This is a genomic window from Prevotella koreensis, assembly GCF_003977605.1.
Taxonomy (GTDB): Bacteria; Bacteroidota; Bacteroidia; order Bacteroidales; family Bacteroidaceae; genus Prevotella; species Prevotella koreensis.
This window is the reverse complement of sequence record NZ_RYYU01000001.1, coordinates 1,124,772-1,147,270: the sequence shown is the minus strand read 5'-3', so window position 1 is coordinate 1,147,270 and position 22,499 is coordinate 1,124,772. Positions and strand designations below refer to the sequence as shown.

18 protein-coding genes are annotated in these 22,499 nt (G+C 48.0%); 8 read left to right on the top strand and 10 right to left on the bottom strand.

The window, feature by feature from the left end:
- Window positions 1-16: 16 nt before the first annotated feature.
- Genes EHV08_RS05005 through EHV08_RS04995 form a run of 3 tightly spaced genes read right to left on the bottom strand, consistent with a single transcriptional unit; the run spans window position 17 to window position 3,393 of the window.
- Window positions 17-346 (bottom strand): 6-pyruvoyl trahydropterin synthase family protein, encoded by a 330-nt coding sequence (locus EHV08_RS05005; protein ID WP_126678352.1) that lies wholly within the window; start codon window positions 344-346, stop codon window positions 17-19.
- A 41-nt stretch (window positions 347-387) separates the two neighbouring features.
- The gene (gene dnaG / locus EHV08_RS05000; protein ID WP_126678351.1) at window positions 388-2,325 is read right to left on the bottom strand and encodes a DNA primase; all 1,938 of its coding nucleotides are present in this window, start codon (window positions 2,323-2,325) and stop codon (window positions 388-390) included.
- Window positions 2,326-2,355: 30 nt separating this feature from the next.
- The gene (locus tag EHV08_RS04995; RefSeq protein WP_126678350.1) at window positions 2,356-3,393 is read right to left on the bottom strand and encodes a DHH family phosphoesterase; all 1,038 of its coding nucleotides are present in this window, start codon (window positions 3,391-3,393) and stop codon (window positions 2,356-2,358) included.
- Window positions 3,394-3,848: 455 nt separating this feature from the next.
- On the opposite strand from EHV08_RS04995, the gene EHV08_RS04990 reads away from it, so the two are divergent.
- Window positions 3,849-4,427 (top strand): GNAT family N-acetyltransferase, encoded by a 579-nt coding sequence (locus EHV08_RS04990; RefSeq protein ID WP_126678349.1) that lies wholly within the window; start codon window positions 3,849-3,851, stop codon window positions 4,425-4,427.
- Between the two features lie 192 nt (window positions 4,428-4,619).
- Here EHV08_RS04990 and EHV08_RS04985 read toward each other — a convergent pair whose 3' ends face one another.
- On the bottom strand, window positions 4,620-6,059 hold the full coding sequence (locus EHV08_RS04985; RefSeq protein WP_126678348.1) for an ATP-dependent DNA helicase: 1,440 nt from the start codon (window positions 6,057-6,059) through the stop codon (window positions 4,620-4,622).
- A gap of 80 nt (window positions 6,060-6,139) precedes the next feature.
- Between EHV08_RS04985 and EHV08_RS04980 the strand changes: the two genes are divergently transcribed.
- From EHV08_RS04980 to EHV08_RS04970, 3 genes are all read left to right on the top strand, one after another.
- Window positions 6,140-6,631, top strand: coding sequence for a hypothetical protein (locus tag EHV08_RS04980; RefSeq protein WP_126678347.1), 492 nt, complete (start codon window positions 6,140-6,142; stop codon window positions 6,629-6,631).
- Between the two features lie 43 nt (window positions 6,632-6,674).
- On the top strand, window positions 6,675-7,535 hold the full coding sequence (locus tag EHV08_RS04975) for a DUF3822 family protein (RefSeq protein WP_126678346.1): 861 nt from the start codon (window positions 6,675-6,677) through the stop codon (window positions 7,533-7,535).
- 111 nt (window positions 7,536-7,646) lie between these two features.
- Window positions 7,647-8,204: an RsmD family RNA methyltransferase gene (locus tag EHV08_RS04970; RefSeq protein WP_126678345.1), complete on the top strand. Its 558-nt coding sequence runs from the start codon at window positions 7,647-7,649 to the stop codon at window positions 8,202-8,204.
- On the opposite strand, the gene EHV08_RS04965 is transcribed toward EHV08_RS04970, so the two are convergent.
- The 3 genes from EHV08_RS04965 to EHV08_RS04955 form a co-directional block, all read right to left on the bottom strand.
- The gene (locus EHV08_RS04965) at window positions 8,170-9,081 is read right to left on the bottom strand and encodes a glycosyltransferase family protein (RefSeq protein ID WP_126678344.1); all 912 of its coding nucleotides are present in this window, start codon (window positions 9,079-9,081) and stop codon (window positions 8,170-8,172) included. The two genes, EHV08_RS04970 and EHV08_RS04965, sit on opposite strands and share 35 nt — an antisense overlap.
- Window positions 9,082-9,190: 109 nt before the next feature.
- Window positions 9,191-10,537, bottom strand: a complete 1,347-nt coding sequence (nhaD, locus tag EHV08_RS04960; protein WP_126678343.1) for a sodium:proton antiporter NhaD — start codon at window positions 10,535-10,537, stop codon at window positions 9,191-9,193.
- Window positions 10,538-10,623: 86 nt separating this feature from the next.
- Window positions 10,624-11,472, bottom strand: coding sequence for a carboxylesterase family protein (locus tag EHV08_RS04955; RefSeq protein WP_317125809.1), 849 nt, complete (start codon window positions 11,470-11,472; stop codon window positions 10,624-10,626).
- A gap of 160 nt (window positions 11,473-11,632) precedes the next feature.
- On the opposite strand from EHV08_RS04955, the gene EHV08_RS04950 reads away from it, so the two are divergent.
- From EHV08_RS04950 to recA, 3 genes are all read left to right on the top strand, one after another.
- Entirely contained in the window at window positions 11,633-12,229 is a 597-nt protein-coding gene (locus EHV08_RS04950) for a DUF6621 family protein (protein ID WP_126678342.1), read from the top strand.
- 129 nt (window positions 12,230-12,358) lie between these two features.
- On the top strand, window positions 12,359-13,663 hold the full coding sequence (locus EHV08_RS04945) for a saccharopine dehydrogenase family protein (RefSeq protein WP_126678341.1): 1,305 nt from the start codon (window positions 12,359-12,361) through the stop codon (window positions 13,661-13,663).
- Between the two features lie 152 nt (window positions 13,664-13,815).
- A complete protein-coding gene (gene recA / locus EHV08_RS04940) occupies window positions 13,816-14,838 on the top strand; it encodes a recombinase RecA (protein ID WP_126678340.1) in 1,023 nt (340 codons plus the stop codon).
- A 104-nt stretch (window positions 14,839-14,942) separates the two neighbouring features.
- On the opposite strand, the gene alaS is transcribed toward recA, so the two are convergent.
- Window positions 14,943-17,768 carry an alanine--tRNA ligase gene (gene alaS / locus EHV08_RS04935; protein ID WP_126678339.1) on the bottom strand — a complete coding sequence of 942 codons (2,826 nt, stop codon included), beginning with the start codon at window positions 17,766-17,768 and terminating at the stop codon, window positions 14,943-14,945.
- Between the two features lie 173 nt (window positions 17,769-17,941).
- Here alaS and EHV08_RS04930 point away from each other — a divergent pair, with 173 nt between their 5' ends.
- Window positions 17,942-18,289, top strand: a complete 348-nt coding sequence (locus tag EHV08_RS04930) for a MerR family transcriptional regulator (protein ID WP_126678338.1) — start codon at window positions 17,942-17,944, stop codon at window positions 18,287-18,289.
- Between the two features lie 246 nt (window positions 18,290-18,535).
- Here EHV08_RS04930 and EHV08_RS04925 read toward each other — a convergent pair whose 3' ends face one another.
- Both EHV08_RS04925 and EHV08_RS04920 read right to left on the bottom strand, forming a co-directional pair.
- On the bottom strand, window positions 18,536-20,821 hold the full coding sequence (locus EHV08_RS04925) for a RelA/SpoT family protein (protein WP_126678337.1): 2,286 nt from the start codon (window positions 20,819-20,821) through the stop codon (window positions 18,536-18,538).
- Window positions 20,822-20,946: 125 nt separating this feature from the next.
- Window positions 20,947-22,482 (bottom strand): lytic transglycosylase domain-containing protein, encoded by a 1,536-nt coding sequence (locus EHV08_RS04920; protein ID WP_158676049.1) that lies wholly within the window; start codon window positions 22,480-22,482, stop codon window positions 20,947-20,949.
- Window positions 22,483-22,499: the final 17 nt, after the last annotated feature.

The following is a 22,499-nucleotide window of genomic DNA, read 5'->3' as shown; positions in this document are numbered from 1 at the left end:
CGCGAAACAAACTTATTCAAATCTCGTATGCTGCCACGTTTCCCCTGCTTTCTTGCACTTCCACTCGGTAGCAGTTCGGCACTTGGTCGCATATCCATCGTGCTATGTTCTCGGCCGTTGGGTTACAAGGCAACACGTCGTTGATAACCTTATGGTCAAGAACACTCTTCACCTTTGTCTTTATTATCGAGAAGTCTGTCACCATACCGTTATGGTCGAGTTCTTCGGCACGGCAATATACGGTTATTATCCAGTTGTGACCGTGCATCGAGGTGCATTTGCTCTCGTAGTCGAGTGTGAGGCGGTGTGCCGCCGATACTTCCAGTGTCTTCTTTACGTAATACATCTATGCTAAATGTTTAAAGTTTAAAATTAATAATAGCCAACTCATGTCACGATGTTGTTGCCCAACAGTGTTGCCATATTGTTACGCCTTTTCTGTATGTCGGCATATTCTGCCATCAGTTGGCGGAGTTTGTCGTTGTCTCCCATCGCCTTCGAAATCTCCGTTTTCAGTTGCCGCAGTTTCTCTTCCATGAAGTTCTTGCGAAAATCGAGCAGCAGATGGTTTACATCATTACACAGCGAGTCCTTGTCTTTATTTATTTGCAGACTCTTTGTCAGTGGCACATCCATTAACATTTGCGTTGCGATGTTGCTCAGTTCCACATCGGTATGACGTGTGAAATACTGTTCTGAGTTGAAGTCTGGTTCGTTGCTGTGCTCCGTTGCCTCTTCGAGTATGCGTGCATAGACTGGATTTTTCAGTTGCAGGTCATCTTCGCTGAGGTTGTAACTGATGAATTGCGCCATGCTCAGATTTATCTTCTCGCCGTCTTCTGTCTCCACGTCGCGATATATTATGTCCCCTCCATGCTTGATGATTAACTGTGCTATCATTTTCTCCACGGTGCTTCCCTGTTCTTGCGGCGTGTCCGGTGCAAGTGGTTGGCTGATGGGTCGAGCCGGTGTGTCTGCCGTTATAGGCAGCGTTCCTTTGCTCTCTTTCTCCATATTGCTGCGTATGAACTTGTTCAGCGTAGATATTATTGTCGGCTCGTTTATTCCAAGTCGGTGTACGCAGAGGTTTATGTATGTTGCCCTTACTATCTGGTCTTTTATCACGCTGATGCTCTGTATTATGGAGTTCACGGCTTCGGCGCGTTTTATCGGGTCGCTCACACCGCGTATCATCAGGTCTATTTTGAAATCGATGAAATCCTGTTGGTGTTGCTCCACATATTCTCGGAAATCCTTTGCGGTGTGTTTCCGTGCGAAACTGTCAGGGTCTTCGCCGTCGGGAAGCAACAGAACCTTTATGTTCATGCCCTCGCCGAGCATCATGTCTGTTCCGCGCATTGCGGCATGAATACCCGCCTCGTCACCGTCGTATAGCAGCACAACGTTGGGCGTAAACCGCCGCAGAATGCGTATCTGGTGTACCGACAGAGCCGTTCCGGAGTTTGCCACCACGTTCTCAATGCCGCTTTGGTGCATTGATATTACGTCAGTGTAGCCCTCCACCATATACACGCAGTTCTCTTTCGCTATCGCTTTCTTTGCTTGGAATATGCCGTATAGTTGCTGTTCCTTGTGATATATCTCGCTGTCTGGGGAGTTGACATATTTCTGTTGCACCCCTTTCGTTGCCTGATCGAGTTTTCTTCCGCCGAAAGCCACAGTCTTTCCGCTGATGCTAATCCATGGGAATATCACTCTGCCTGCGAAACGGTCGATAAGTTGTCCGTCGTTCTCGCGCTTATAGCAGACACCGGTTTTCAGGAGATATTCCTCCTTATAGCCTTTATGTAGTGCCAAGCGCGGAAGCGCCTCACGGTCTGAAAGAGAGAAACCGAGACGGAATTTGCTTATCGTGTCATCGCGAAATCCGCGACTGCGGAAGTATTGCATACCTATGGCAATGCCTTCTTCGTTCTCGTGCAACATCTCTTCGAAATGGTCGGCGGCCCATTCGTTTACTATGAACATCGACTCGCGATCGCTTTCTTGTTTCTTTTCCTCGTCAGAGAGTTCGCGCTCTTTTATCTCGATGCCATATTTCTTGGCGAGCCAGCGCAGAGCCTCGGGATAGGTCATCTGCTCGTGTTCCATGATGAATCCCACCGGATTGCCACCCTTTCCGCACGAGAAACATTTACAGATGCCGCGCGAGGGCGAGACATAGAACGACGGTGTGCGCTCGTTATGGAATGGACAAAGGCCTTTATAGTTGGCCCCCGATTTCCTTAACGATACGAATTCGGACACCACTTCCACGATGTTCGCGGTTTCCATTATTCTATCCACCGTAGGTCTGTCAATCATTTCTCGCCGTCAGTTGTTTCACTTCGTTGTTTAATTCTGTTTTTCGGCATGCCATTTTATGGCCTCCATTGCTGTTTTTTCAGCCTCTTCGAGCGAGCAATACAGTCTGCCGCCCGATGCGTTACGGTGTCCGCCACCGTTGAAAAATCGTTCGGCAATCTCATTGCATGCCACGTTATCAACCGAGCGCAGGCTCACCCACACAAGATTTTCGTGCTCCGTGTCTTCGCGCAGTGATATAGACAGACTGATGCCTTTTATCTGCAAGGGCAGGTTTACCAATCCTTCTGCGTCTCCTTTTATGAAGTGAAAACGCTTTATGTCTTGCCGTGATATGGCGAAATAAGTGGCATGCCAGTCGTGGAACACGCGCATCTTCTGATAGAGCACATATCCCATAAGCCTCATTCGCCAGTCGCTGTAATTGTGGAACACGTTGCGATACACCTTGTCCTTGTCGAAACCTTTTGTCAGCAGTTGACTGATGATGAAGAATATCTCCGGCTTCGACGAGTTGAAAGTGAATCCTCCGGTGTCTGTCATCATGCCGCAATAGATAGAAACAGCCCCTTTCTTCGTCATTTCTTCAAATCCTCCGAGTTGCCATTCCACGCGGAAAAGCAATTCGCACGTGCTGCTCATTTCAGGATGCGATATGCTGAGCACGGTATCGAGATCGGGGTCGGGGTGGTGGTCTATCATCACTTTTTTTGCCGGCGATGCTTTCAGCACTTGGCACATGTCGTTGCCAAGCCGCTCGGCTCGGTTGAAGTCGAGGCAGAACACGAGTTCCGCGTTCGCCAATGCGTTCTCCACCGTTTCCTTATGCTTGTCGAATCTCACTATTGTCTGTGAGTCCGGCAACCATTGCAGGAAGTCGGGATAAGCATCGGGCACGGCAATCAAAGGCTCTTTTCCTTGTCGTTTCAAGTATTCCGCAAGTCCGAGACACGAACCGAGGGCATCGCCATCAGGGTTCTGATGACTGCATACAACTATTTTTTCAGACTGCTCTATCAGGCTTTTCAGTAGCGCAGCCTCTTCATCTTTCAATATTTCAATATGCATAGTGACTGCAAAGATACAGCAAAAAGGGAATAAAACAAAATAATTACCTAATAAATCATGCCCCTTTTATGCCCATTCACCTTCAAATTTTTTTAACCCAAATCGATTGTTAGAGTCCTTGACTCATTTTGTTCTATTGCCGGGCAGACTTTGATTTACAGGCTTTGTTTTCGCCATTATCCGTAAATTACTCGTATAAAGATTATTCTGTAAAAAGCAATTTCGCCCAATTTGCTCACCAATTTCGCCCAAATTGCAAAGCAAAATGGGCGAAATTGCTTTTCAAATTGGGCGAGATTGCTAAACGAAATATGTGAAATAGGGTGACGTGGGGACTGAAAATGGGTGTTGGATTTGTGTCTTCGGCTTTTTTGTATTACTTTTGCGGCTCGATGAATTACTTTTGGTTTCAGGAGTAATTGTTTCGGTCTGTTGAAGAAAATACGTTTATAAATATGGAAGAAATAATTATCAGAGGAGCACGGAAAGATGAGGCACCGCTCGTGGCAACGATGATAATGGAGGCTATGAACCATGAGTGCTGTCAGAACTTTGCGGGAGACGAGCACACACTTGATGATTTCCACCGCATGATGACCGCTCTTGTGGGTATGGAGCGGTCGCAATATAGTTATCAGAACACGCTTGTGGCCGAGTTTGATGGTAATGTTGCCGGATGTCTTGTGTGTTACGATGGGGCATTGTTACGCCCTTTGCGCGAGGCATTCATTGCCGCAGCCTGCGAACATTTGGAGCGCGACTTCTCGCAAATGGACGATGAGACGCAGGCCGGCGAACTCTATCTTGACAGTCTGTGCGTGCTTTCGGAATACCGTAACCGCGGCATTGCCACGGCATTACTGCGCTCGTCGATTGTCAAGGCACGCGAGATGGACATTCCCGCCGTAGGACTTCTCGTTGACAAGGGTAATCCTTCGGCAGAACGACTGTACTCCTCGCTCGGTTTCCGCAACGTAGGTGAGACGATGTGGGGAGGGCATGGAATGAAGCATTTGGTCTATATTAAGCCATAATCGGTCATCAACCCATGAACTGATTTTTTATTTATTGTCGGTGTCTTATCTGTCTTTTCTATTCAACATAGCCCATGCTACGTATTCGATGAAACGTCAGCACATCTGTCCGGCAATAGAACAAGATCAGTCAAGGACGCAAATGACAAATTTTGGGTTAATGTCCGATTTGGGCTTTAATAAACTATCCTCTCAAAGAATTTGGTTCTTGGGCCAGTTCACAAGAAACAAATGCTCGGTGGCTCGTGTGAAAGCGGTGTATAGCCAGTGTATGTAGTCGGGCGAAAGCATGTCGTCGGTCATGTAACCTTGGTCAATATAGACGTGTGCCCACTGTCCGCCCTGCGCCTTATGACACGTCACGGCATAAGAATATTTTATCTGTAAGGCATTGAAAAACCTGTCTTCGCGCAGGCATTTCAGGCGTTCGCTCTTCAAAGGAATGTCGGCATAGTCTTCCATTACGGCGTTGAAGAGACGCTCGCTCTGCTCTCGCGTCAGCGATGGGGCCTCCGATTGAAGCGTGTCGAGCAGTACGGTGGCATCAATTTCGCGGTCGTCGTAGTCGGGGAACACTAATTGTGCGTCGGCAAAGGTGAAACCATAAAGGCTCTGAATGTTGCGCACGCGATGCACCCGCATACGGTCGCCGTTGGCAAGGAATGCCATTTCGTGTTCGTTGTCGGTCTCTTCTTCTGTGGTTTTTGTCCAATGGTAGTTGTTCTTTACCACCATCAGCAGGTCGCCCGATGTTAGAGAGTCCTCTCGTCCGAGCACCATTGCGCGTATGCCGTTATTATAAATGTTGGCTCTTTTGTTGCTTCTCACCACCACTGTGGTCTCGTCAATACCCACGTTGCAATACGAAGAGTTGAGGCTCTCTATCAGTTCGTCGCCCGGCACGCTACTAATGTCGGGAAATCGGTTCAGCGTGATGCGTGGCAACTGTGTCATCTCGTCGTGGGTTATCATCTCGCGTATTATCGTGGCGTTCCACAATATGCCCGACTCGGCACTCTGTCGGAGAACCTCATTGAGGTCGGCAAGGAACACGCGAATGCCATAACCCTCAACCGTGAGTGGTGAGAGAGCAGGCGACTCGGTTTCGCCAACCGGCGGCAACTGTGCCTTGTCGCCTATCAGCATCAATCGGCAATGCTGTCCTCCGTAAACATACTGCATCAGGTCGTCGAGCAGTTGTCCGCTGCCAAATATGCTCGGCGTGCCGGTGCCCGCCGGAATCATCGACGCTTCGTCAACGATGAACAGCGTGTGTCGGTGCTTGTTGAAATTCAGAGAGAAACCGGTATCCTCGCCCACGTATGTCTTTCGGCGATATATGCGGTGATGAATGGTGTGCGCTTCGCATCCGGCATTGAGCGAGAACACTTTAGCGGCACGCCCTGTGGGAGCCATGAGCACCACGTTCTGATGCAAACTCTTCATCGCTCTGACTATTGCACCGGCGAGAGAGGTTTTGCCCGTGCCTGCCGAACCGCGCAAAATCATTGCACTTTGCTCATCGCGACAAGTGGCGAAACTGCTGAAGACATCTATCGCAGCCGCCTGTTCGGAGGTCGGAGTGAAGCCGAAAGCACGGCATATCTCATCGGTGAAAATATCCTTTATCATCAGTTTTTTCGTGATAAAACGTTGTCAAATCGAATTATTTGCGTAATTTTGCATCATACGAGTGCAAAAGTAACAAATAAATGGGAAAAAGGCACGCCTTTCTTAATAATAATTTTGCGCTTGCCGCGGTGGCTCTATTGCTCGGCGTGGCGGTGATATTCAGTGTGGCTCGTCCTGTATCGTTCGCCAAAGAAAAGGAGGAGCGCGAACAGGAGGTGAAGCAACGGCTTGTCGAGATTCGTGCAGCCGAGGAGAACTACCGCCGTGCCGCAGGACGATATACCGCCAACCTCGACACGCTGGTGGTGCTAAAGTTGCTTAAAGAGGGGCGGCAGATGATACCCAACAGTGACGGACGGCGGTTTCAGACGGCAGTGGGAATGGTGAAACTGCAGTCGGGACGCACGGTGGCAATAATGGAGTGTGGAGCGCGTTACGATGAATATCTGTCGGGACTTGACAGCCATGAGATTGCCGCGGAGATAGAACGTGCCGATGCCGAGGCGCGATACCCGGGACTGAAGATAGGCGACTTGGCACAACCCAATGACAATAAGGGTAATTGGGAATAGTCTTTGAAAAAGAATAGTATAAGAAAAAAGGTGGAATGACGCAATGGAAACAGAGCAAAAGATAAATGAAAATAATGTCGTTGAGGCTCCGGAGAACGTGGTGAAGACAGTGAAAAGCCAACGCCTCACAATTCGTGTGAGCCGTTATGCGATGTCGTTCTCGGTGCCTGATGCCGAGAATGCGGGACAGATAGAATATGTTCCGTACCCCATGAAGAGCGGGGTGTCAACGGCGGCGAACCTGCGCGAGGCGTTCCTTGAGGAACCATTGTTGCAGAGAGAATGGAAAAAGGCATTGGTGATGGTAAGCACTCCGGTGGTGATAGTGCCTGCCGATAGTTTTCGTGCGGGAACAGAGACGACGATATATAACCACGCCGTTCTGGAACATGAGGGCGACCTCGTGATGTTTTCGGTATTGACGCAACTTAATGCCGTGGCTCTTTTTGCCGTCAACAGAGACTTGAAGACAGTGATTGACGACCATTTTGATGATGCAAAGTGGTGTCCGGTGTGCCAGCCGGTATGGAACTATATGCACCAACGCAGTTATGCCGGCATGCGTCGCAAACTGTATGCCTATTTCTATGATAAGCATCTGGCACTGTTCAGTTTCGCGGAGAACCGCTTCCGCTTCGTAAACACATTCGATGGAACCAACCGTCACGATAGCGTTTATTTCATTCTGTCGGTGTGGAAACAACTCGCACTCGACCAAAAACGCGACGAACTGCATCTCGTGGGCAATATCCCGGAGCGTGAGGAGATGATGGAGCAACTGCATAAGTTCCTTCAGAACGTATATAGAATAAACCCGTCGGGCGACTTCAACCGCGCTCCGATAACACAGATAAAGGGCTTGCCTTACGACTTGATGACGCTTTACCTGAAAGGAAGAGGGTAGAGGAGTGACGATTGGCATTTGGAATTTGTCAATGAAGTGTTGGTAATAGTATGTGTTGAGGAGTGTTTTTGACTGTTGATATTTAACTTATAACTTTTAATTTGCTTCGCTGTGCGTGTAATTACAGGAAAATATAAAGGGCGGCATTTTGATATTCCGCGCTCTTTCAAGGCGAGACCGACAACGGACTTTGCCAAAGAGAACATATTTAATGTGCTCACAGGACTGATAGACTTCGACGATGCCACGGCTCTCGACCTCTTTTCGGGCACGGGAAGCATATCCTTGGAACTGCTTTCACGCGGCTGTAAGCAGGTGGTCAGCGTTGAACTTGACCGTGACCACCATGCTTTCATACGCCGGTGTTTGAAGACGTTGGGAGATGATAACTGCATCGCATTGCGAGGCGATGCCTTTCGGTTCATCAAGACATGTCGTCAACGATTCGATTTCATCTTTGCCGACCCGCCATACGCGTTGGAACGACTTGCCGAAATTCCTGACATGGTACTTTCAAACGATTTGCTGAAAGATGGCGGAATATTCGTTTTCGAGCATGGAGAGAAAGACGATTTCTCTGCACATAGATACTTTGTAGGGCATCGTTCTTATGGAAGCGTGAACTTCTCTATATTCAGAAAAGACGCTCCGGATACACTCCCTCGTTGATTAACGCACGGATGCGGTCAACGGTTCCCTGACGGTCGGCAGCGTAAGTCACACCGAACCATTTTGATGTGGTGTCGAGCACGCTTACCGAAGATGTGCCTTCGACGATAAGTTTGTTTACCATCATAGGTATGAAAAACTCCGATTTCGGATTTTCCATGTTCTTTTTCTCTGAAAGGAAGTCTTTGAATGCCGCTTCGCTATACTCGAAATAGTCGGGTGTGAAGCCCCACATGTTCATGGAGACTGGTGTGTTGTCGTCAACCGAAATCCATTCTCCGTTTTCGTCTTTATAACACACAGACCCGTTGATGCGCATTATCTCGGTGCGTTCTACAACGGTAGTGAGGTTGCCGTGCTCGTCTTTCGAGCATACACCGCGTGCCACCGTTCCGTTCTCTGACAGCGTGTTGCCAATGCGGAAGCCCACCATTGCATACGTGTTCTTGGCATTTTCGGGCAGTTCGCTTAAGAATTTGCCTATCACCATGAATGCGTCGCGGTTGTAGAAGTCGTCGCAGTTGATTACGCAGAACGGCTCTTTGATAACGTCCTTGCCCATGAGTATGGCATGGTTTGTTCCCCACGGCTTCTCTCTTCCCTCGGGAACACTGAATCCTTCGGGCAGTGCGTCAAGCCCTTGGAACACTAATTCGGCAGGGATGTGCCCCTCGTACTTGCTCAACACCTTATCGCGGAACTCCTGTTCAAAGTCCTTGCGGATAACGAAAACAATCTTTCCGAATCCCGCTTTTATTGCGTCATAGATGCTGTAGTCCATTATTGTCTCACCGTTAGGGCCGAGACCGTCGAGTTGTTTCAAGCCACCGTAGCGGCTTCCCATTCCTGCTGCGAGGAGTAATAAAGTTGGTTTCATCGTTATTCTTGTTTCTTTTGAGTTATTTTTCTTTTGTTATGCCGTTTCCGGAAGATGCTTTTCGGTGGGCATCAGGATGCTTCTCGATTTGCCTGTCGTGGTCAGATGGTTAAAAGAAAAGGGCGCGTTCTATGGCATAGCAGAATATTCCGGCGAGATAACCCACCAGTGCTATCCACGAAATGTGCTTCATGTACCACCCGAAAGAGATTTTTTCCAGTCCCATTACGACCACACCTGCGGCACTTCCGATGATTAGTATCGACCCACCAACGCCCGCACAATAGGCCAGTAGTTGCCAGAAAATACCATCTACAGCCATATCTCCGGCTGCTTCTACCGGATACATACCCATACATCCGGCCACCAATGGAACGTTGTCAACGATGGATGACAGTATGCCGATGATGCCTGTTACGAGGTAGTGATTGCCATTGAAAGCATCGTTCAGTCCGTATCCCAGCATGGTGAGCACTCCGATGGTTTCAAGACAGGCCACCGCCATGAGGATTCCGAGGAAGAACAGAATGGTTGACATGTCTATTCTTTTCAGCATATTGGTGACGCGCTTCATCGTACCTTTCTTGTTTGTGTTCGTTTCGGGCAGTTTTCTGTAGAACACTTCGGTCACTGTCCATAGCAGACCGAGCACCAACAGTATGCCGACAAACGGCGGAAGATGGGTCAGGGTCTTGAAAATCGGAACAAATATAAGTCCGCCCACGCCCAGACAGAACACCGCTTTGCGTTGCCCGTCGGTAAGGTCTTCGGCATCGGTATTTTCATCGCGTATTGTCGAAATGTCCATAGTTCCTTTCAGCGAGAGCGATATTATGAAAGCCGGGATAACCATTGATACTATTGAAGGCAATAAGAGTTCGGTAATAACGCCTGCTGCGGTTATCACACCCCTGTTCCAAAGCATTATGGTAGTAACGTCACCGATTGGCGAGAAAGCACCTCCCGAGTTTGCTGCGATGATTACTAATGCCGCATATTTGAATCGGTCTTTTTGGTCCGGGATAAGTTTCCGCAGAATCATTATCATCACTATGCTCGTGGTAAGGTTGTCAAGGATTGCCGAAAGCAGAAATGTCAGTAGTGCAACGCGCCATAGCAGAAGTCTTTTGTGGCGCGTCTTCACCCAGTCTCGCACGAAATTGAAACCTCCGCTCTGGTCAACCAACTCCACTATGGTCATTGCTCCCATGAGGAAGAACAGCGTCGTGGCGGTGCTACCCAGATGATGTTCCATCGCGCTACTTACCACATTGCCTATCTGATCGCCTATTGCGGTGGGCAGATACTGTGCAGGGTCTATCATGAAAAGAGTCCAGCATGCCACGAACATTAGCAATGCCACGGCGGCTTTGTTTACTTTTGTTATGCTTTCCAAGGTGATGCATAGATAGCCTATTATGAAAGCGATGACTATAGCCAATGATAATGTTGACATTTTTATATGATTTTGTTTCTAAATGAGTGTCTGCAAAGGTACAATATTTAATTCGTAACAGCGTGCGATATGTTGTTAATTTTGAACTAATAGATTATTTCGTACACTTCTTCGTATTCTGTCTTACCGCGATTCATGTTGCCATAGGCATTTTTTAAGTCGGCATTGCTTATGTCGATAGCCATATTTACGCGTCGTTTTTTGTCTCTCAGACTGTGTGAGAAGAGCCATTGGTAGGTCTTCTCAAGATAGAATATGCGTGCAAGTGCGCCATGACTTGCCCCAGGAAGCCAATCGAATCTGAGCATGTAGTCGTTGTCGGCCTGTTGCAATGCACGCACAACCCTTTTCGATTGCTCAACTCCTACTGCACGGTCGCCTGTTCCATGGATTATCCAGAAAGGCAGTTCGCCAAGTCCCTGCACGTCTTTCAGCGAGCAACCGCCGCATAATGCCATTCCGGCGGCAATCTTTTCAGGGTAGGTTCCGCAGAAATCCATCGTGCCATAGCCTCCAAGACTCATGCCAAGCACATACACACGACTATCGTCCATGGGGTAGTTGTCCTCCACCCATTCCAGTATATTGTTTATCTTTCGAGGGTTCCATGCCCCGCCGGGGTTTTGCGGTGTGATAATCATTGCACGTATGTCGCGCCCCATTTTCAGAGCATGCAGCGGCCCATAGCGGCGCGAGCGGTTCATGTCACTGCCGCAAAGGCTTGCCCCATGTAGGAAAATTATGACCGGAGTTTTGTCAAATGTCTTGGAATAGTCGCTCGGAACGTAAAGCCAGAAGTCGTAACCGTCTTCCACTTCGCCCCTTATTGCGGCCAGTTGTCCCACTTGTGCCATTACGGAAGTTATAGATAGGGTAGCAAATAGTAGTATTGCGCAGCGTTTTACCTGCTGTCTGAAATGTCGTTTTATACTCATGATCTGTTGTTTTATGGTTTTCTTATTTTATAAAAAACTTAAAAATACCGTTCCGTGTGATTCTGCCGCAACGGTGTTCTTACGCTTGGCAATTGCCGCAAAGTTACGAAATATACTTGAATATTTTGTCATTCGGAGTAAAAAAATTAACTTTGCATCTATGAATGAAGAATTGAGAAATGAGAAATGGAGCGAGAATGTGATTATTGCCGATGCCGACTACGTTGACCGTGTGGCGTTCGACTTGACGGTAAACTTCGAGCGAATGTTGATGAGACGAGTGCCAAAGGCAGATCTTGCACGATGGATAGACTGCATTGCACTTGACGGTGGGGTTCGCGAAGGGCAGAACGAGACCCATGTGGTGCTGGTTCACGACGATAAATCGACTGCTATGGAGAACTTCTCGCCATCAGAATACGACCGTGAAATCAACGGTAAGGCGTTCAATGACAACCTTGGCGAGTTCCTTATGACTGCTGTCGGTGTGCCCGAACTTACCTCTAAGGACAGCATGATGCTTGAAATGGTGCAAATGGTGGCAAGCCGACCCGAAGTGAAGCGCATCATGTTGGTGCCCAATGGAGAAGAAAGCAATATCTACGACACGCTCCGCCGTGCTCTTGCACATGTCGATGAAGAGAAGCGGGTAACGCTTTTTGCCATGCAACCGATGCCCGGTGGCAACTTCCGTCAGGAAATTCTTGGCTATTCATTGATGAGTGCACTCGGAATAAAAAGCGAGGAGTTGGGTTGAGGTTCAAAAATAAATGTTTTTGTTTTGTATTCTCAACGATTTATAATAACTTTGCAGCAGATAGTGGGGTGTCGGCATACGGCATGCCCATTGTTGGTTAGACGATAGAAAACAAATAAAAAAAAGAAAATGAGTAGAATACTTATGATTGGCGCAGGTGGCGTGGCCACGGTCGCTGCTTTTAAGATTGCACAGAACACAGACGTGTTTACCGAGTTTATCATTGCAAGCCGCCGCAAGGAGAAGTGCGATAAGTTGGTGGACGATATGGTCGAACGTATGGGTTTGAGCGTTGAGAATAAGGAAGAGAAAGAAGGACATACACACTATGTTCTCGGCACGAAGCCATTGCCACTCAGCGTCACCACGGCGCAGGTTGATGCCGACGACGTGGAGCAACTGAAGGTTCTGTTCAATCATTTCAAACCGGAACTGGTGGTTAATCTTGCCCTGCCATATCAGGATTTGACAATAATGGATGCTTGTTTGGCATGCGGGTGCAACTATCTCGACACCGCCAACTATGAGCCGAAGGATGAAGCACACTTTGAATATTCATGGCAATGGGCATACAAGGAGCGTTTCGAGCAGGCAGGACTGTGCGCAATACTCGGTTGCGGATTCGATCCGGGAGTGAGCGGAATATACACTGCGTATGCTGCAAAGCATCATTTCGATGAGATTACACAGTTGGACATCGTGGATTGCAACGCCGGTAATCACCACAAGGCATTCGCTACGAACTTCAACCCCGAGATAAATATACGCGAAATAACGCAGAAGGGACTTTACTACAAGGACGGAGAATGGATAGAAACAGAACCGCTGAGTGTTCACAAGCCGCTGACCTATCCTAACATCGGTCCGAGAGAGTCTTATCTTATGCACCATGAGGAACTGGAATCACTGGTGAAGAACTATCCGACAATCAAACAAGCACGCTTCTGGATGACATTCGGACAGCAATATCTCAACTACCTTGACGTGATACAGAACCTCGGAATGAGCCGTATTGACGAAATAGAATATGAGGCTCCGTTGGCAGATGGTTCGGGAAAAACGGCACGGGTGAAAATCGTACCGCTGCAGTTCCTGAAGGCTGTGCTGCCAAATCCGCAAGACCTCGGACAGAACTACGATGGTGAAACAAGCATCGGATGCCGCATAAAGGGTATGAAGGACGGAAAGGAACGCACATACTACGTATATAACAACTGCTCTCATCAGGCAGCATTCGAGGAAACCGGTATGCAGGGCGTTAGTTACACGACAGGTGTTCCGGCAATGATTGGTGCAATGATGTTCGTAAAGGGACTGTGGAAAAAGTCCGGAGTATGGAACGTTGAGGAGTTCGACCCGGATCCATTCATGGAACAACTGAACAAGCACGGACTGCCTTGGGTAGAGGTGTTCGATGGTGATTTGGAGTTATAATACCCCATTTGCATGCCATTCGGATGCTACTGCGTGGATTATTGAATTAAATCAGTATTAATAATAAATAACAAAAGAAGACCATCTTGATCCTTTAGGATTTATTTCCGACTACATTATTTCATGGAGAGGATTAAGGATGGGGTTGTATTATGGCAAAGAAAACAGAAGAGACCAACGCCTTGAACCCGCAAAACGAGAAGATGAAAGCGTTGCAGGCGGCAATGGCGAAGATAGAAAAAGATTTCGGAAAAGGCTCTATAATGAAACTCGGAGACGAGCAGATTGAGAATGTGGAGGTTATTCCGTCGGGAAGTATCGGACTGAATGCCGCGCTCGGCGTGGGCGGTTATCCTCGTGGGCGTATCATTGAGATATATGGTCCGGAGTCGTCGGGTAAGACAACGCTTGCTATCCATGCTATTGCAGAGGCTCAGAAGCAGGGTGGCATAGCGGCATTCATCGATGCGGAGCATGCTTTCGACCGTTTCTATGCCCAGCGATTGGGTGTGGATGTGGATAATTTGTGGATTTCGCAGCCCGACAACGGTGAGCAGGCATTGCAGATTGCCGACCAACTGATATCCTCGTCTGCCGTGGATATTCTTGTTGTTGACTCCGTTGCGGCTCTCACTCCGAAGAAAGAGATAGAGGGAGATATGGGCGATAACGTTGTGGGATTGCAGGCACGATTGATGAGTCAGGCTCTGCGTAAACTCACAAGTACTATTTCAAAGACAAACACCACGTGCATATTCATCAACCAGTTGCGTGAGAAGATTGGCGTTATGTTCGGCAATCCGGAGACAACAACAGGTGGAAACGCCCTGAAGTTCTATTCGTCGGTGCGCCTTGACATACGCCGCGTGACGAGCATAAAGGATGGTGACGAGGTTGTTGGCAACCAAGTGCGCGTGAAAGTGGTGAAGAACAAGGTTGCTCCTCCGTTCCGCAAGGCCGAGTTTGAGATAACGTTTGGCAATGGTATTTCGAAGGTTGGCGAGATTGTTGACCTTGGCGTGGAGTATGGAATATTGCAGAAGAGCGGCTCATGGTTCTCTTACGAAAATGCGAAACTTGGTCAGGGACGCGACGCTGTGAAGAAAGTACTTAACGATAATCCAGAACTTTGCGAAGAACTTGAGGCAAAGATAATGGAGGCTTTGGCAAGTTAGAGAAATAATATTAGCATACAGGCATGAATCAAAAGCCATATCCCGCTTCTTTATGAAGTTGGATATGGCTTTTAATTATGCCTGTTACTGACGGCGATAAGGTCTTAGAGGTTTGCCAGTTCTATTACTTTATCCACCGCAGCACTTATTCCATCAGGGTTCTTTCCGCCCGCAGAAGCGAAGTGTGGCTGTCCGCCACCGCCGCCTTGTATAAGTTTCGCCGCCTCGCGCACTAACTGTCCGGCATTCATGCCTTGCTCTTTTACGAGGTCTTCGCTGATTATCACATTCAGCATCGGACGGTTGTCAAATACGCTTCCTACGACACAGAGTGACTGTTCCGGCTCTGCCGCACGCACTTTGAACACAAGGTCTTTGGCCTGTTCCGGTTTTATGGGCAATACCGAGGTATATACCTTCACACCGTTTATTATACGTGGGTTTGCGAGCAGTTTTTCTTTCAGTCGTTCAATGGCTTCGGCGGTGAATTTCTCCACCTGCTTCTTCAGTTCGTCATGCTCACTGATATATTTCTGTACCGTGCCTTCAAGGTCTTTGGCGTTGTTGAACATCGCCTTCAGAGCGCGTATAGCGTCTTCGAGATTATACATCAGTTCCTCACATTCCCTTCCGGTCTTGGCCTCTATACGGCGTATTCCGGCGGCAACGCTTGCCTCACTCATAATCTTGAACATACCTATGCTGCCTGTTGCACGTGCATGAATACCGCCACAGAACTCGACACTCGGGCCGAATTTCACCACTCTCACCTTGTCGCCATATTTCTCTCCGAATAGTGCCACAGCACCCATTTTGCGTGCTTCTTCTATCGGAGTTTCGCGAAATTCTTCAAGACTGATGTTCTGGCGTATCATGTCGTTTATCATGCGTTCTACCATTCGCAGTTCCTCATCGGTGGTTTTCTGGAAGTGAGAGAAGTCGAAACGCAGTGTGTCGGGGCTTACGAACGAGCCTTTCTGTTCCACATGGCTGCCCAAAACCTGCTTCAGTGCGTAGTCGAGCAGGTGGGTTGCGCTGTGGTTTGCGGCACAAGCCTCACGCTTATCGGTATCAACGCAAGCCATGAAACTTGCTTCCATGTTCTTCGGAAGTTCCTTAACGATGTGTACCGACTGGTTGTTCTCGCGCTTGGTGTCGATGATTTCCACCGTCTCTTCCTCGCTTACGAGCACACCTTGGTCGCCCACCTGACCACCCATTTCTCCGTAGAAAGGTGTGTAGTCGAGCACAAGTTCATAGAAGGTGTTCTTCTTCTGTGTCACCTTGCGGTAGCGTATGATGTGACATTCGTGTTCGGTGTAGTCGTAACCCACGAAATGTTGTTCTCCGAATGTTGTCTCCTCTGCAACTTTTCCATCAGTGTTTCCAACCGTTATCCAGTCACCATTCTCCACGGCCGCAGCATTGCGGGCACGCTCTTTCTGCTTTTGCATCTCCTCATCGAAACGTTTTTCATCCACCGAGAAACCGTTCTCGCGGCAGATAAGTTCGGTAAGGTCGAGCGGGAAACCGTAGGTGTCGAAGAGTTTGAACGCTTGTGCGCCGTCGAGTTCCTTCTTTCCGGCAGCCCTCATCTCGTCCATGGCGTTGTTCAGCATGCTGATACCTTTGTCGAGGGTACGCAGGAACGAGTCCTCCTCTTCCTTTATGACGCGTGTTATCAGCTCGCGCTGTGCTTTAAGTTCCGGGTATGCGTCGCCCATTTCGTGAACGAGCATCGGCACAAGTTTGAACAAGAACGCCTCCTTTTGACCGAGGAAGGTATAGGCATAGCGCACCGCACGGCGCAATATGCGGCGTATAACGTATCCCGCCTTTGCGTTTCCGGGCAATTGTCCGTCGGCAATCGAGAAACTTACTGCACGTATATGGTCGGCTATTACACGCATTGCAACGTTTGTTTCTTGTTGAGAACTGAGAGTTGAGGGTTGAGGGTTGAGGGTTGAGGGTTGAGCGTTGTTAGTTTCATTAACATTACTTTCTTTGCTCAACGCTCCCCCTTTGTCGCTCAACGCTAAACGCTCAACGCTCAACGTTCCTTCCTTGTCGCTCAACGCTAAACCTTCAACGCTCAACGCTTCCCCTTCATATTGAAGTCCGGTGAGACGTTCTATCTCCTTGATCATCGGTTGGAAAACGTCTGTATCATAGTTGGAGCGCTTGCCTTGCAGTGCCCTTACGAGTCGTTCGAAGCCCATGCCGGTATCAATAACGTTCATTGCGAGTTTCTCCAGCGAACCGTCTGATTTGCGGTTGAACTGCATGAAGACAAGGTTCCAAATCTCAATTACCTGAGGGTTGTCCTTGTTTACGAGTTCTCGTCCGGATATTTTTTCTTTCTCTTTGTCAGTGCGTGAGTCGAGATGTATTTCCGAACAAGGACCGCAAGGGCCTGTATCGCCCATTTCCCAGAAGTTGTCGTGCTTGCTGCCGTTGATGATATGGTCGGCGGGGACATGCTTTGCCCAGAATTGTGCAGCCTCGTCGTCGCGTGGAATATTTTCTTCCGGCGAACCCTCGAACACCGTTACGTAGAGATCGTTCGGGTTGAGATGCAGCACATCAACGAGATATTCCCATGCCATGTCTATGGCACCCTCCTTGAAATAGTCGCCGAACGACCAATTGCCGAGCATCTCGAACATCGTGTGATGATATGTGTCATGACCAACTTCCTCCAAGTCGTTGTGCTTGCCGCTCACGCGGAGACATTTCTGTGAGTTCGCTCGGCGGCGCGGTTCCGGCTCGCATGTTCCGAGGATAATATCCTTCCATTGGTTCATGCCTGCATTTGTGAACATCAAAGTTGGGTCGTCTTTCACCACCATTGGTGCAGACGAAACGATAGCGTGACCTTTCGACTCGAAGAATTTCTTGAATGAGTCGCGGATTTCGTTTGCTGTCATCATATAAATTGCTATTTACTTATTTCCTGTTTGCTATTTTTGAAATTTGAGTGCAAAATTAATAAAAATATCGCGGTATTCGTTTCATATTGCAAATTATTTTGTATTTTTGCAGAAAATATCGCTATGAAAAATCGCATGGTGTCGATTTGAAAATAAAACCATAATTTCATAATATGCCTTTAAAGACCGAGAAACCCAAGAAACTCTATTATTCTATAAGGGAAGTGGCAGAGATGTTCGATGTCGCGGAGAGTCTTCTGCGATATTGGGAGACTGAGTTCCCGCAGATAAGACCGAAAACCACCGGCAACCGCGTGCGGCAATACACCGAAAAAGAGATAGAACAGTTGCGTCTTATATATAATCTTGTGAAAGTGCGTGGCTTCAAACTCGCTGCGGCTCGCAAGATGTTGCATCAGAACAAGAAGAATGTGGACAGTAGTACGCAGGCTCTTGAGCGACTGATTCGTGTGCGTGAGGACTTGAGAGAACTGAAACGGCAACTCGATTATCTTACCTGACCTCTTCATGAAAGAAATTTTCGGCAAGATAATAAACCCCTCTCTTCCATGCAGTTAGCCTGTGTTGGTATGATGTAAGATTGGCTTTGCAACTGCAATCTCGCCTATTTTGCCCGACAATTTCGCCCGTTTTACAATACAATTTCGCCCAATTTGTCAAGCAAATTGGGCGAAATTGCATATTGTTATATTGTGTTTCGACGAGCCGATCGTTATGAAACGGCGATTTGTTTGTGCCGTTCGGATTTACATTGTCTCGTTCACCTCTTTCAGACCGTCAATCTTTTTCAGCCTGTCTATGATTGTATGAACGTCTTCGCGATCGTGTACGCGCAGTTCCATTGTTCCCTCAAAGATGCTCTCCTCGCAGCATGCGGTAATCTTACGCATGCTGACACCGAATTGTGATGATAGCACCTGCGTTACATCGTTTAGTATTCCGATGCGGTCGATGCCCCTTATTTTTATCGAAGCATCGAAGAACAACCTCTTGCTCATTTTCCATTTAGCATCGAGGATGCGGTTGCCGTAACTTGATTTCAGTTTCGATGCTACGGAGCATGAGCGTTTGTGTATCTCTATATGGTTGTCGCCGGTGATGAAACCGAGGATGTCGTCGCCCGGAATTGAGTGACAACAGTCTTTGAAGATGTATTGTGAGATGTTTTCGTCGGTGACAAATATCGGTTTCTTGCGGTTCATGTCTTTCGGCACAACTATCAGTCCGCCGGTGCTATCTGTCTGTCCTGGTCGCAATTCTGTCTTTTCCTTGCCGCCAAGGAACGGCACATAACGCCGCCAACCGCTGTTTGTCTGTTTCTTCTTTTTGCCATTCAGTTCATCTATGTCGCGGTTACCGAGGATTATTTTTTTGTTTCCGAGATCTTGGAATAGTGTCTCGTGCTTTTTCACTTCGTGCAGTTCGCAAAGTTTGTCGAGCACCGACAGCGTAGGTTCCATGTCGTAGCGTTTCAGGAAATCTGTAAGAACCTGCTCTCCTACTTTCTGAGTTTCGCGACTCTCGCGTCTCAGTATTGAAAGGATTTTGTTCTTTGCCTTAGCCGTTCCCACAAAGTTGACCCATTCCGGTTCTACATGCTGCGAGTTGCTCGTAAGTATTTCCACTTGGTCTCCGCTCTGTAACTTATGGCTTAGCGGCACCAATTTGTGGTTAACTTTTGCTCCGATGCAGTGGCTTCCGAGGAAGGTGTGAATCTGAAATGCAAAGTCGAGTGCGGTGCATCCTGCCGGCATGGTTTTTATTTCCCCCTTTGGCGTGAAGACAAAAATCTCTGTCGCGAAGAGGTTCATCTTGATAGCGTCGAGGAAATCCATTGCGTTGGGCTGCGGGTCATCGAGTATTTCCTTTATTGTGCGCAGCAAGTCGTTCAGTTCGTTCTCGTCCTCGGTGTATTCACCACCACCGTCTTTGTATTTCCAGTGTGCTGCAAATCCTTGTTCGGCAATCTCGTTCATTCTGTCGCTGCGTATCTGCACCTCAATCCATTGTCCCGATTTCGACATCAATGTCACGTGCAGAGCCTGATAACCGTTTGCTTTCGGCAGGCTCAGCCAGTCGCGCAGGCGGTTCGGATGGGCTTTATAGAGTTTGCTTATTGCTACGTAGATGTTGAAACATTCGTTTACCTCGTTTTCCCTTTTTTCAGGTGTGAAGATGATGCGCACGGCAAGAATATCGTATATGTCATCGAAAGATACGTGCTTGCTCTGCATCTTATTCCAAATGGAATATGGACTTTTTACACGTGCCTTGATTTCATACTTTATCCCCATGGATACGAGTTTCTCTCGTATTGGTTCTGTGAATTTCTCGAAAAGTTCATCGCGACGAGCACTTGTCAGTTCGAGTTTCTTCATTATATATTGATATTCTTCCGGGTGTTCGAACTTGAAACTGAGGTTCTCGAGTTCAGTCTTTATCTTGTTCAGTCCCAGACGGTTGGCGAGTGGTGCGTAGATATACAGCGTTTCGCCTGCAATCTTGTATTGCTTGTTGGCCGGCTGACTGTCAAGTGTGCGCATGTTGTGCAAGCGGTCGCATATTTTTATCAGAATAACTCTGATGTCATCGCTCATCGTGAGCAGCAGTTTCTTGAAGTTTTCTGCCTGTGCCGATGCTTGGTCGCCGAATATTCCGCCTGAGATTTTTGTCAGTCCGTCAACAATTTGCGCAATCTTCTTTCCGAAGATATTCTCTATGTCTTCTACGGTGTAGTCGGTATCTTCGACCACATCGTGCAGGAGCGATGAGCAGATGCTCGTTGAGCCGAGTCCCATTTCCTCGCATGCTATCTGTGCTACGGCAATGGGGTGCATGATATAGGGTTCGCCCGAAAGTCGTCGAACACCTTTGTGTGCTTGTTTTGCGAAATTGAATGCCTTGGTGATTATGTCCACCTTCTTTCTGTGTCGTGATGCGAGGTAACTCTCCAGCAGTTTTTGGAAAGCGTCGTTCACCAATTTCTCTTCCGCTTCTTCGCGTGTGATGTCTGTCTTGTTCTGCTCTTCCATAGTGTTTCTTCTTTCTCTTTCAGAACGGTTAGTTTGTAAAGGCTATGCCCGACTTGCGCTTATATATATAATATAAGGTATGAACACACACGTTATTGCATGTCCATACCTTTATCATTGCTGTTTTATTTTACTCTGATTTGCTTTCCGGCACGGATATTTGAACCCTTGATGCCGTTTATCTGCTGTAGTTTTTTCACGGTAGTACCGTGCTTGCGTGCCAATCCTGAGAGTGTTTCGCCCTGCTTGATGGTCACGTTCTGCGTTGTCTGTTGGCGGCGTGACGAGCGTTTTGAACTCTTCTTGCCACTATTGCCGCGTTTCTTTGAAGCCTTGGATGCTTTAGAATAAGCATTTTTTCCTTTGGCTGAAGATGATTTACGATGGCTTTTCCCTACTTTACTCCGTGCTCTTGAATAACTCTTCTTGCCTGCACTGTATGAGTAATTCCTGCTGCTTGAGTAGTTTCTTTGCTGTGAGGAATAACTTTGTTGAGGCTCCGAATACGACTGCGTAGTGTAGTTGTTACTTGTCGAAGGTGTCCTGTATGACCTTGTTTCGCTGTAAGTTGAATTGTCAACGTTGTCAGAGAATGTTACGCTTGATGACTGTGCGTATATTTTCTGCTGGTTATCGATGAACGACAATACCACTGCCGGCGGCATGCTTATGGCCGACGGTTCGCTGCTTCCGTTCACTACGTCGCGGCGATACTGTGGGTTCAGTGCACGAAGTTGTTCGATAGAGATTCCGCAAACATCCGATATGGTCTGGAAAGTTACGTCACGGTCAACCATAACGGTATCTGCTTTCTCCGGCAGTGTTGAGCGCATGGGGCAGATTTTGTGTTCGCAGTAGTAGTTCATCACGTAGTTTGCCGCGATGAATGCCGGCACATAGCCTCGCGTTTCGCGTGGCAGGTATTGGTATATCGTCCAATAGTCCTTGCTTCCTCCTGCGCGGTGAATGGCGCGGTTCACGTTTTCCGGTCCGCAGTTGTATGCTGCCAATGCCAGATGCCAGTCGCCAAAGACACGATATAGGTCGCTAAGGAGTTCGGCTGCGGCGTACGATGACTTGATAGGGTCGCGACGATCGTCCACGAGAGAGTTCACTCTCAGACCGTAACGTTTGCCTGATTGCATCATGAACTGCCATAGTCCGGCTGCTCCGGCATGCGAAACGGCCGCCGGGTTCAGACCCGATTCCACTACCGGAAGATACTTCATCTCGAGTGGAACACCGAAAGTTTCGAGTGCTTGTTCGAATATTGGGGTGTAGAAGTTCATCGCTGCGAGCATGTAGCCTACCGAACGGCGACCCGACTTGGTGTATCGGTCGATGAATTTCCTTACTATTTCGTTGTATGGCATTGGTACTACGTATGGCAGACGGTTAAGTCTGTCGATGTATTCCTGTTCGCTGAACTCCGGGTCGCTGCTGCTTGTGGTGCAGTTGGCATCGTCTGTTAGGAACGTTTTGGAATAATAGAGATTCAACATGCTGTCAACCTCGAATGTCATTGCTTCGGGAATGTCAATCTCTTGTCGGTTTCCGTTGGCATCGGTCACCACGATTTCGTATTCATCGTCATATTGAGCGTATGCTGAAAAACTGACGGTGAACATTGCGGCAATAATTAAAAAAAATCTTTTCTTCATATCTGTCGTTTATATTA

Bases quoted from the DNA above. Each gene is read 5' to 3' on its own strand.
- EHV08_RS05005 (WP_126678352.1), bottom strand. From the start codon at position 346: ATGTATTACGTAAAGAAGACACTGGAAGTATCGGCGGCACACCGCCTC.
- dnaG (WP_126678351.1), bottom strand. From the start codon at position 2,325: ATGATTGACAGACCTACGGTGGATAGAATAATGGAAACCGCGAACATC.
- EHV08_RS04995 (WP_126678350.1), bottom strand. From the start codon at position 3,393: ATGCATATTGAAATATTGAAAGATGAAGAGGCTGCGCTACTGAAAAGC.
- EHV08_RS04990 (WP_126678349.1), top strand. From the start codon at position 3,849: ATGGAAGAAATAATTATCAGAGGAGCACGGAAAGATGAGGCACCGCTC.
- EHV08_RS04985 (WP_126678348.1), bottom strand. From the start codon at position 6,059: ATGATAAAGGATATTTTCACCGATGAGATATGCCGTGCTTTCGGCTTC.
- EHV08_RS04980 (WP_126678347.1), top strand. From the start codon at position 6,140: ATGGGAAAAAGGCACGCCTTTCTTAATAATAATTTTGCGCTTGCCGCG.
- EHV08_RS04975 (WP_126678346.1), top strand. From the start codon at position 6,675: ATGGAAACAGAGCAAAAGATAAATGAAAATAATGTCGTTGAGGCTCCG.
- EHV08_RS04965 (WP_126678344.1), bottom strand. From the start codon at position 9,081: ATGAAACCAACTTTATTACTCCTCGCAGCAGGAATGGGAAGCCGCTAC.
- nhaD (WP_126678343.1), bottom strand. From the start codon at position 10,537: ATGTCAACATTATCATTGGCTATAGTCATCGCTTTCATAATAGGCTAT.
- EHV08_RS04955 (WP_317125809.1), bottom strand. From the start codon at position 11,472: ATGAGTATAAAACGACATTTCAGACAGCAGGTAAAACGCTGCGCAATA.
- EHV08_RS04950 (WP_126678342.1), top strand. From the start codon at position 11,633: ATGAATGAAGAATTGAGAAATGAGAAATGGAGCGAGAATGTGATTATT.
- EHV08_RS04945 (WP_126678341.1), top strand. From the start codon at position 12,359: ATGAGTAGAATACTTATGATTGGCGCAGGTGGCGTGGCCACGGTCGCT.
- recA (WP_126678340.1), top strand. From the start codon at position 13,816: ATGGCAAAGAAAACAGAAGAGACCAACGCCTTGAACCCGCAAAACGAG.
- alaS (WP_126678339.1), bottom strand. From the start codon at position 17,768: ATGATGACAGCAAACGAAATCCGCGACTCATTCAAGAAATTCTTCGAG.
- EHV08_RS04930 (WP_126678338.1), top strand. From the start codon at position 17,942: ATGCCTTTAAAGACCGAGAAACCCAAGAAACTCTATTATTCTATAAGG.
- EHV08_RS04925 (WP_126678337.1), bottom strand. From the start codon at position 20,821: ATGGAAGAGCAGAACAAGACAGACATCACACGCGAAGAAGCGGAAGAG.
- EHV08_RS04920 (WP_158676049.1), bottom strand. From the start codon at position 22,482: ATGAAGAAAAGATTTTTTTTAATTATTGCCGCAATGTTCACCGTCAGT.